The following is a 1,358-nucleotide window of genomic DNA, read 5'->3' as shown; positions in this document are numbered from 1 at the left end:
CACACTTCATATCTCTAATGGGTAGTGACCAGCCCGGGGTTGGTTGGCAGACTGCTTTCCGGGACCGCCGGGGTGTGACTCCCTTCATATCTGACCCGCTCTGCGGTGTCTTATAGACGACCTGTCCGCCCCCGAGGTCCCGGGAGCAGTCGGCCCACTCCGATGGCTTGATAGAAGGCTGTCCGCTCCGCCCCGGTGGTGCTGCGTGACTCGTTAGAGATTTGCCTCAGGGTGATCCTCCGGCTGGTTCCGACCGCACCCCATCGGGACAGGAGCAAGCAAATGACCACAGTCGCAGAACAGTACACCCACGTCGTCGGCGTGGACACACACGCCAAAACCCACACATTTTCAGTTCTCACCTCCGCCACGGGCGCGGTGATCGGGACCGACACGTTTCCGGCCAGCACGGCAGGCATGAGCCGGGCGGTGGAATGGATCCGCCGCCGCACCCAGTCCGGGAACGTCCTGGTCGCGGTCGAGGGGACGAGCTCCTACGGGGCCCGGTTGACGCGCCTGCTTGAGGCGGAGCGCTTCGCCGTCTGCGAGGCCAGGCCGCCCCGGCGGCAGTCCCGCCACGGCCACGGCAAATCCGACGCGATCGACGCCGTCGCCGCCGCCCGGACCGTCCTGGGAGCGGCCACCACAGAACTCATCAGCCCGCGGGCCGAGGGCCTGAGGGAAGCACTGCGGATCCTCCTGGCCGCCAGGCGCTCGATGGACACCCAGCGCACGGGCGCGCGTAACGCGCTGACCGCCCTGCTGCGCACCCTCGACCTGGGAATCGACGCACGTTCCCCACTGACCGCGGCCCAAATCACGACAGTCCAGGGCTGGCGGCTACGACAGGGCGACGGCGCTGCCGCCACTGTCGCGCGGGCCGAGGCACGGCGGCTCGCGTCCGCCGTCATCGCCCTCGGCACGGAACTGGAGGCCAACCAGCTGGCCCTGGCCGAGCATGTCCAGCTCATGGCCCCGGGAATCCTGGACATCCGTGGGGTCGGCCCAGTGACCGCGGCGATCATCCTGGCCGCGTACTCGCACCATGGCCGTGTCCGCTCGGAAGCGGCCTTCGCAGCACTGGCCGGCGCGAGCCCCATCCCGGCGTCCTCAGGCAACACGCAGCGGCACCGGCTCAACCGCTACGGAGACCGCCAACTCAACCGCGCCCTGGACGTCGTCGCCCGGACCAGAAGCCTCACAGACCCCGCCACCCGCGCCTACATCGAGAGACGCACCGCAGAAGGCAGGAGCCCACGCGAAATCCGCCGCTGCCTCAAGCGCTTCATCGCCAGACAGATCTTCCGCCAACTCCAAACACTCATGGCTTGACTCGACGCCATAGAAGGGTCGTCTAG

Annotated in this window: 1 protein-coding gene; it reads left to right on the top strand. The window is 68.1% G+C overall.

All coding sequences use genetic code 11. The annotated features are described in order from the left end of the window. Window positions 1-282 precede the first annotated feature (282 nt). Window positions 283-1,332, top strand: a complete 1,050-nt coding sequence (locus ABD243_RS07245) for an IS110 family RNA-guided transposase (RefSeq protein WP_344363800.1) — start codon at window positions 283-285, stop codon at window positions 1,330-1,332. Window positions 1,333-1,358 lie beyond the last annotated feature (26 nt).

Source organism: Arthrobacter humicola (genome assembly GCF_039531445.1).
Taxonomy (GTDB): domain Bacteria; phylum Actinomycetota; class Actinomycetes; order Actinomycetales; family Micrococcaceae; genus Arthrobacter; species Arthrobacter humicola.
The sequence above is the reverse complement of the archived record's forward strand: the minus strand, read 5'-3'. Positions and strand labels throughout refer to the sequence as shown.